General features: G+C 65.6%; 4 protein-coding genes. All 4 read right to left on the bottom strand.

Translation table 11 applies throughout. The annotated features are described in order from the left end of the window. Window positions 1-6: 6 nt before the first annotated feature. Genes Q427_RS20060 through Q427_RS20045 form a run of 4 tightly spaced genes read right to left on the bottom strand, consistent with a single transcriptional unit; the run spans window position 7 to window position 7772 of the window. Complete coding sequence (locus Q427_RS20060; protein ID WP_043516884.1) at window positions 7-1077, bottom strand: hypothetical protein; 1071 nt, start codon at window positions 1075-1077, stop codon at window positions 7-9. Between the two features lie 13 nt (window positions 1078-1090). Then, complete coding sequence (locus Q427_RS20055) at window positions 1091-3454, bottom strand: hypothetical protein (protein WP_043516882.1); 2364 nt, start codon at window positions 3452-3454, stop codon at window positions 1091-1093. Then, window positions 3451-5085 carry a vWA domain-containing protein gene (locus Q427_RS20050; protein WP_043516881.1) on the bottom strand — a complete coding sequence of 545 codons (1635 nt, stop codon included), beginning with the start codon at window positions 5083-5085 and terminating at the stop codon, window positions 3451-3453. Before Q427_RS20050 ends, Q427_RS20055 begins: the two co-directional genes overlap by 4 nt. Continuing rightward, window positions 5085-7772, bottom strand: coding sequence for a COG1470 family protein (locus Q427_RS20045; RefSeq protein ID WP_155833639.1), 2688 nt, complete (start codon window positions 7770-7772; stop codon window positions 5085-5087). The genes Q427_RS20050 and Q427_RS20045 overlap by 1 nt, the downstream gene beginning before the upstream one ends. Window positions 7773-9031: the final 1259 nt, after the last annotated feature.

The following is a 9031-nucleotide window of genomic DNA, read 5'->3' as shown; positions in this document are numbered from 1 at the left end:
GCTGGATCAGGTCGAAGGCTTATGGTTCTCGAACAGCAGGTCGAGGACCAGATAGACCTCGCCCGCAGCTGCGGCTTGTCCCTGCCAGTCGGAGCGGGTCTCGAGGCCCAGCACGCTCATGCCCATGACGCGATTTTCCTGCTCAAGGAGCAAGGGCTTAGCGAAGGGTGGCGACAGGTCGGGATCATTCGGCAAGGCAATGCTGGGTCGAGAAACGCGCGCCGGCGGAGCATGGCGCAGCCCGGCACTCTCCAGTGCCTGCACCGCCGAGTCACTGATCGACGCGCTCAGCGTCACCGAATGATAGGTGGCGGCCAGGTCGGGCAATCGTATCTGGGTGACACGTCGTCCTCTCTGGCTACGCGCGTCGATTACCGCCTCAGGCGGAAGGCTGTACAGGTTGCCGAAGCTGCTGCCCATGACGAAGGCATCGACGCGCTCTCCTGCCTGGTCGATGAGCCTGCGGAGGATGCCGTGATCGCCGGCATAGAGCACCAGCACACGGTCGACATCACTGGGCAGTCCATCGAGGGCATCACTCAGGGCCTCCCCAGCCGAGCGCAGCCGAAACGTCTCGCTGAAAGACTGCCAGGCGGGCAGGTCATGATAGCCCATCGGCACCCCCGAGATGCCGATAAGGCCAATTCGCTGGCCATCATGCTCGACCACCAGCGACGGTGGAACCAGCAGCTCACCCTGCGCATCGAGGATACTCGCCGAGATAAGAGGCGGGCTCGATCCAGAGCGCGCGTCGACCAGGGCTGGGCTGACATCCCGCCAGGTCAGGTGCAGGGCCTGCATCCCCAGGCCCTCCGCCAGCACCAGGCTCTCCCGTATACCCAGCTCATCCACCTCGCCGCCATCGAGAAAGCCACCGGCATCCAGCCAGATGCCATCGGCATCCACCTCCTGCATGACGCCCACCTGCCGCGCAAGCCCCGGTTCCGAAGCTTCCGGGCACTGGAAGCAGGGCAGCAAGGTGCCGCGAATGTCGCCGGTAATCCAGAGCCCGGGCTGGGCTCCCAGTGACAACTGGCTGACGGCAATCAAACTCAATGCAATCAACAATCGCTTCATAATTCGTTCTCCGTCAGGAACCACCAGATATTCGACTGTTGACGACGTCCAGGCAGAATTTTGTGACTCGCTCAGACTGGCCACTCGCTTGATCAACGGCCCCAGGAAGATCATTGCCAAACGACGAATACAACTGCAGCGAGGTGAGCGCCGCCGCAATCCCACAGACCAGATAGGTCCCAAAAGTGCTCTTGGCCACACCCGGTGCCAGAGATGCCTTGAGCAGATAAAGCCTGGTTTGCACCAGCATGGAGTAGTCCACAAAGCCTCCCCAGCCTATGCCGCCGTAACCAAGTGCGTGGCCGCTGATCGGGTCAACGGACCACCAGGCGAGAAGGGACGGCTCGTCCTGGTGCGAACGTTCAGGGGAGGCGAACAGCGGGAAGAAGAGGTGATGGCCGCGGTCGAACTGCTCCCGCATGGCCTGTGTAGACCGCCTGGGCAGCGCGAAGTCTTCGAGCCGGCTCGCCTCCCCAGGCGACAGCCAGAGCCCCGCTTCGCCCCTAGCCATTGCCGTCTCCAGATGGAGGGCGGCATTCTCGCCGTCGAGCACCTTTGCCCTGTCGGGAGCAGGACTTCTCAGTGCCAGGAGTTCCGCTTCCAGCAGGGTTTCCAGCACCCCCTGCGCGAAACGTAGCTGCTGGATGGAGTCCTCGTGTGGGCCGTCGAGTGGAATAAGGTGCAGGGGCACATGGGCCAGGTCGATGGCACGGTAATCTCGGAACCCCCTTGGCAGATGCTTTAGTCCCACATGTTCGATCAGGATATTGGGCTCGCCGATATAGAAACGCCCGGGATGCAGGGAGGCCGTAAAGCGATGCCTGGCGAACTGCAGGGCCGTTTTCGGCAGATCCACCAATTCATCGATGGCGCCTTCGAGTATCTCGAAGTCATCATCGTCCAGGCCCATGATCATGCCCTGCAGTGCATAGGCATTTTGCAGGAAAGAGCCTAGTTCCAGGCGCAACAACAGCGCCTCGGAGGGCTCGGCAGTCTGCAACACCATATTGGTATCGCGCAGCAATGCGACGGCACGTTCGAGACGATGCTCGCGCTCGAGTTCGAAGGGGCGTGAGTCTTCCTCGGCCAGCGCGAACCAGGGGCGCGTCAGCCGATTGACCACCTCATCCCCATGGCGATGCGTCACCTCCAGGGAGAGGCCGACAAAGGCATCATGGGACTCGTCCTGCTCGGCACGTCCGCCAATACTGATGCCTCCCAGCAGGCTCGTGGCCTCCTCCATCTGCCTGGCCTGGGGCGGCTGCATGGGATCCCGGACATGCCCGTCCTGGTCGATGAGATCACCGAGTACCCGCTCCTCCCCATAGCGGATATAGGGAAGCCAACCGGTATTGGCCAGAAGGTCGTCTGCCAGTGCCTGCTCGCTGTCTCCCGCGTAGAAGTCCTCTACCTCAGACTGGTCGGGCACGATACCGACCCGAATGGACTGCATGGCAAGCTCATGTGCCTGAACGCTATGCTCGAGCAGAGTGACACGATCCATGCGGTCCTCCTGCCAACGCTCGGCGACAACCTCAATCTCATAGTGATGGGCATGGCGGGAGTTGAACGATGACAGGCTCTGGCTCTCGGCAGAGGGAGCGTCGGCCGGCGCACTTACCGAGGCCTGACTCAGATCGGTGGACACCCAGCGCCCCTGATCATCCTCCCACCAGACACGCACATTGGGGTCACCCGATACCTCCCGCTGGCGCTCCTGCTCATGCCAGGAAGGAAAACCGGGGGCCTCGGCGAGTCGGTTCATCAGACTGACGGCCCGCACCTGAAGATCCTGATCGAAGCGATTCCACTCGGGAAGGCGGGGGGGGATCGGCTGTGATTCGTCCGAGGGGGAGCCCAGGTGGTCGAGCAACTCCCGAGTTCCTTCGGACAAGGACACCGGCTGTGGATGGGGGCGCGCCTCCAATGATGAGATCGACGGGGGAGGTTCCCGGGGCGACATGACCTCCAGACGCACCGAGCGGCCGGATTCTTCGAGCAGGCGCCCGAGCAGCATGGCACGATCCATATGGTTGCCCAGCCGGTCCTGGAGCACGCCAAACTCGCCTCGCACCAGCCCCTGATAAGGCACATGGGTGGTCTGATCCTGCACCCAGCGGGTCAGGGCTTCGGGGTCGTTGCCCACGGCATCCCGTACGGCCGACACATCGAAGGAGCCATGCTGCAGCACATCACCCAGGATCAAGCGTACCTGGCGCTGGGTGGCGCTCAGTTCATTGGTCAACTCCTCGGCCGTTGGACCGCTTTCGTCGGCCATGGCATCACTACCCAGCCAGGACATGGGCGCCAGAATCAGCGCCAGCAGCACTGTGGCCCGAATGGCCATCAAGATATTTTCTAGGTCGGGTCTCGTCATTCTTCATCCTCCCTCAGCTGGATCTCTACCGCCTGACGCGGCGAGACGCGGAACTCGCGCCGCCTTTCGCCCGCATGGGTCTCCACCACCAGCTCGTAGTCGCCGACGTCCAGCTCGACGGGGTCATCGTCCACTCGCCCTCGGGCGATGACGCTGCCCTCGGCGTCCAGAACCCGCCAAGTGGCTGCCAGGGCCTGGGCCAGCCCGGCCACCAACTCGTCGCCGTCCTGGCTGTCGAAGTACTCGCCGCCGCCCCGGGCGGCGAAGCGTTCGAACTCGGCCTGAAGGCCGATCTCGTCGATATGGAAGCCGACGATATTGAGGCGAACGTCCAGGCCCTCCTCGATCAGCTCTTCCACCGCCGCGGCCACGTCGCCATCGCAGGTCTCTTCACCGTCGGTCAGCATCACCACCAGGCGGGGCTGCTCCTCGAAGCCTGAAAGGTCATCGAGCACCGCCTCGATGGAGGCCGCCAACGGTGTGCGAGCCAGGTTGATGGCCTGAATACCGGCCACCACCTCGCGCACCTCGTCGTGATTGCCGAGGCGAGGTTCGACGAGCAATTCCGTCTCGCAGCTGTGGGGCTCGGTATGGCCGTAGGCGCGCAGTGCCACCGGCACCTCCTCGGGGATGCGCTCGTCCAGGGTCTGCTGGACGATGAGCCGGGCCACCTCAATGCGTCGCCCGCCCTCCATCTGGCGCAGCATGGAGCCCGAGGCGTCGAAGATCAGGTGCACCACGCCGCCGGCCACCGCCGGCTGCTCGGGATCGGCGCTGACTACCGCCAGACGGCCGGGTTCGGGGGGCTCCTGGTAGCGCGACTCGGCTTCGATGAAGAATCGGGTGCTCTGGCGCAGCTCGCGCATGCCGGTCTCGAAGGCACGGATCAAGCCGGCCCGGTCGCTGGCATACACATAGTGACCGCCACCCACATTGGCCCAGCTCTTCATCAGGTTCTGGTACCAGCGAGTCTCGTCGCTCGGCCGCTCCGCGTTGTGGGATATCTCGATCGCCAGGATGCGCGGCTTCACCAGGGCCAGGTCCTGCCAGACCGTCATCTCGCGGCCCATCAGCTCGGCATCGGTGATCAGCACGATAATCGGCTCTCGATCCAGCGGCTCAAGCGCCCGCGCCGCCAGTTGCAGGGCCGGCTCGGAGTTGGAGCTGGAGAAGGGACCGTCGTAGCTGGCCAGGGTGCGGCGCAGCTTGACGGGGTCATCCGCCCAGTCGCGCATCAGCATGGGGCCACCCAGGGGCATCAGGTTGGCCACTTCCTGCTCGGGATCCAGGCCATCGGCGAAACGACTCACCGCGCGCAGGATCGACGGCTGATGATGCCTGAGGCTGCCGCTGGCATCCCACAGAAAGGCGATGGCGCGACCGGGCTCGGCGACATCCAGGCGATAGTCGCCGGGCGGGATATCGAGGGCCACGCCCTCCCGCCAGCCGCCTGACTGGCGCGTCCAGCTCAGCGCCACCGGCTCCCCCTCTGGGTCGTGGAGGGCGGCCCCGAGGCGGCCATGAAGCGATTCGCGCAGCCGCACGGCCAGGGTGTTCTCCCCCTCAGCGACCTGCACCCGGTAGCTGCGGGTATCGCCAGGCTCGTCCACCCGGGCGCTGATGCGCTGCATCAGCTCCCAAGGATTTTCCGGTGTACTGGTCGCATCATCCACTCGGCGGGCAGGGCCGCCTCGGCCAGTACCTGCTCGAAGGGGCCCTCCTGGGCATCCTGCCCCCAGTAGCCGAGGATCGACTCGCTGCTGCCCAGGGGCGCCGCCTCGAAGGCGGCGATTGCAGCGGGACGCCGCCAGCGAGGGCTACGCTGCTCCGCGTCAACGTCGGGCTCGCGGATCTCAAGCCGCAGATAGCGTGCCCAGACCGGCTCTTCCAGAATCAGCTCGTCACGCAGCTCATCGTCGCGCTCCATACGCCATGCGGCCTGCCGCTCCCAGGGGCCTACCGGGCTCTCGGTGGCGGTATAGACACGCACGTGCTCGACCGGCAGCCCCTCCCACTCGGGGTCGTCTTGCCAAACCAACCGCTCGAGCTTCGCGGCACGCTGCTGATGAAAGCCGAAGACCATGCTGGTCGGGTTGCCATCGTGACGAATACCGTGTTGCATGTTGCGTTCACTGGGCAACACTTGCTCGCGTGCCGCGTGATTGAACTCATGCAGCGCACCTCTTTCAGGGTCGCTGTAGATCCAGTGTCCACCACGCACACCCTCCAGCAGGTCAAGGCGCTGTTCGGCCAGCTCCGCCGAGGGCTCGCCAAGCACGCGCAGCTGGCCGATGCCGGTATCGGCACGGCGTGAGACAGACCCCCAGAAAAGCAGCGGGCGAATTCCCAGGTATTTCGCCTCCACCGGCGTATCCAGCAGGAACACCTGCTCACCGTCGAAGGCTTCCAGCAGCAGGGTGGTCAAGGGCTCAAGGCTGTCCGGGGAGTCACCCACGGAGACCTCGATCTCGCGCCAACGCTCCACCGGGGCGTGGCCTGAGCGCTGGTTGATCACCAGTGCCTGGATCTCGCCACCCTCGCCGGCCAGGCGCAGGGGCGGAAGCGTCTCACCCGGCTCGCCCTGGAACATCAGGTAGCTGCCCGCGGAACTCAGGCCGTCGATCAGGTACCCAAGTCCATCCACACGACGCTGCCACTCCTGCTCCAGGGGCTCGCCGCTGTCAGGATCGACGAAGTGAGCGCCGAGACCGGCCCAGGCCAGATCGACGCGACCGAACAGCGCCTCACGCATTTCATCACTGACCCCGGAACCGCCCGTAGACGACGCTGTGGTAGAGAGCCGTGCCGTGACGACGGCACTACCGGCCTGCACGAAAAGCATCACCGGCTGGTCGTCAGCCAAGCCCGGCGGCAGGGTCCAGGTCAGGGGCAGTTCTCGGCTCTCGCCGGGGGCCAGGGCCATAGACCCGTCAAGTCCCTCGACCCGCCAGCCGGCCTGGCTGGCATGGGCGGCAAGCGGCAGCTCGTGGCGCTGCTCGCCACCGTTTGTCACCCGGAGCACGCTATCGAGTCGCTGAGCCTGTCCGTGCCAGGCCGCCAGTTTCTCGCCCTGCACCTCCAGTGTGGCCTCGATATCGTCCTGCCAGTCCTGCTCGCGGGCATGGCGTTCGCTGAGCAGGGGATCCGTCACTTCCAGTTCGATGCTGCCGAGGCGCGCCGAGGTGGTGCGCAAATACCAGGGGCCACCGGCGGGTACCTCGACACGCTCCACCTCCGCTCGGTCGCGATCGCTGTCGACCGACTCCCGTTCCAGGGCCTGGCCCTGTACATCGATGATCTCGAAGGGTGCCCGCGCCAGGCGGTTGTCGCCCAGCCGGGCCACCGTGACCGTTCGAGGTGCTTCCCCCTCGGGCAGGCGGAACCACTGGTACTCCTGCCCCAGTTCGCTATGCGGCAAGTTCACCACCCCGTCGCCGGGCAGAGACATGGCATGCTCTCGGCTGGTGCTCAGAGCATGGCCCGCGACCTCTCCCCAGGGCGATGCCAGATCGTAGCTCACCGCATAGGTGCCCGCGGAATCCCGATTCGTCATGGCCAGATAGTACTCCCCCGCCGGCAACCGGCCGGTCAGCACCATAGCGCCATCATCCTGATCGATGCTCCCGCCCCGGGCGATATCGTCATCCCCCCAGTAGAGGGTGGGTCGAATACTGCCCTGCTCGGGCGGGGTGAGCTCGATGCGCACGCCGTTCTCGCCGGGCAGGTAGAAGCGGTACCAGTCCGGCCGGTTGGAGTGGTACAGATTGCCGCGCAGGGCCACCCCGGCGGTGAGCTCGGTGGCCAGCTCAGGCTCATGGTTGGGCTCGCGCTCCCAGCCGGGCCTGGCAGGGCCGAGGTTCTCGGCCACGATCCGGTACTCGGTGTCCTCGCCTTCGACCCGGATATAGTGCGGCAAAGCCACCAGCTGAAGGTTGTCGATCCCGACGCCTTCGAGCTCGCCGAGCCCCGCTGTCACACCACGAGCCAGGTAGTGGCGCCCGCTCTGGTCGGCTCGGTAGACCCTGAGCTCGTCGATACCGTCACCGATGGCCTGGATGCGCCAGGCGTCACTGGAATCCGGCACCTGTAACCGAAAATAGCCCCGTCGCTCACCGGTGAAAGTGCCGGCCAGAGGAAAGCCGTCCCCCAGGGGCATGGCCCAGTCGCGACGATCCACAGGCTCCACCACCTCGCCATCGGCCGGCGGCGTGTCGGACTGCAGGGCAATTCGCAGTGTATCGGGTTCGGGACGGCGATCGGCCAGGGCCACTGCCAGGTAATAGTCTCCGGGCGGCGGCTGCAGGCGTTCGAAAGCCACGCTCCCGGCCCCTTCCCGGCAGGATTCCTGCTCAGTGACCAGGTCGCCCAGGCAGAGCTCCAATGCCTCGCCGCCCAGCCCTTGGCCCGGATCGTCCAGGCCTGGCCATCGAGCCGCTCGAGCGGTAACGAGAACCGGAAGTACATGCGCTCATCGGGCAGCAGCTCAGCCTCGAAGGCATCATCGGGCGCCAGCGGGTGCGCTTCCGCCAGGGAGCCGGCCACCACTTCCGGTTCGGGGTCGGGCATGGGCCCGGCCTGCTCGAGGCGCAGCATGACCCGGCCGATGGGCTCACCTTGGGGATGGCGAAACTCGATGCGACTGCCCTCGGGCAACGCCTGTGAGTCCCAACGCTGTACCAGGGGGATACCGCTGACCTCATCAGCAAGTGCCTCACCCTCGGTATCGACGAGCCGGACCGTCAGCTCGGTGTCGAGCTCTCCCCTGGTCTGCAAGCGCCAAAGCCAGTCGTCGGCCTCATCCAGCTCCAGTGGCAACGACCAGCGCTCGGTATCGATCTGGAATAGCCAGTTGCGCCCTGGAGCCACCATCAGCGCATCGAGCTCGGCGCCTGCCGCGACCTGGCCATGCAGTTCCGCCTCGCCGACGGGTTCCAGGGTCAGTTGGTACGCGCCGCTGGCGCCGCTCAAGGTGATCAGGTAGTCCCCGTGAGAGACCAGCAGCGGCTCCAGGCGCTGTAGCGGGCGCTGGGGAGGGGCCTCCAGGGTAAGCACTGCCGTGGGCTCTTGTGATGCCTCGGATTCTGGCTCACTGTCTGCCGCCTCGCCAAAGACCGCCACACCCCCTGCCTGCTCCTCCTCCGGCGCGACTGGAGGTAGAGAGAGCGTTGCCGACACCGGCGCCTCGCCCTGCATCTGCAGTTCGATGCGCCACAGCTGATCCGCCTCGGCGTCATCCACCGCCCAGAGGTACTTGTCGACATCGCCTTCTGACACCTCGCCCACCAGCCGGGCGGCACCGCGAAAGGACTGCGCGGTGTCCAGGGTATCGTTGGGCTCCTGCTCGAAGATCATCTGGGGGTAGGCCGATGCCGGATCGGCACTGCCCAGCATCAACACAGCCAGCAGGCCCACCACTACCCGGCAGCCCCTGTCCCCCCTCAGGCGCTCACACCGCCCCCTCGTCATGGCCATTCCCCTTATCGTTATCTACCTCGTCCCGGCGCTATCACAGCGTCAGCTCGACGGCCTGGTTGGGCCCGACACCGAAGTCACGCCGCTGCTCCCCCGCCTGGGTCT

The sequence above is a fragment of the Halomonas sp. BC04 genome (assembly GCF_000568385.1).
The sequence above is the reverse complement of the archived record's forward strand: the minus strand, read 5'-3'. Positions and strand labels throughout refer to the sequence as shown.

What these genes read in the sequence shown, in the direction of transcription:
- Q427_RS20050 (WP_043516881.1), bottom strand. Translation starts at nt 5,085, where the DNA reads ATGCAGCGCATCAGCGCCCGGGTGGACGAGCCTGGCGATACCCGCAGC.
- Q427_RS20060 (WP_043516884.1), bottom strand. Translation starts at nt 1,077, where the DNA reads ATGAAGCGATTGTTGATTGCATTGAGTTTGATTGCCGTCAGCCAGTTG.
- Q427_RS20055 (WP_043516882.1), bottom strand. Translation starts at nt 3,454, where the DNA reads ATGACGAGACCCGACCTAGAAAATATCTTGATGGCCATTCGGGCCACA.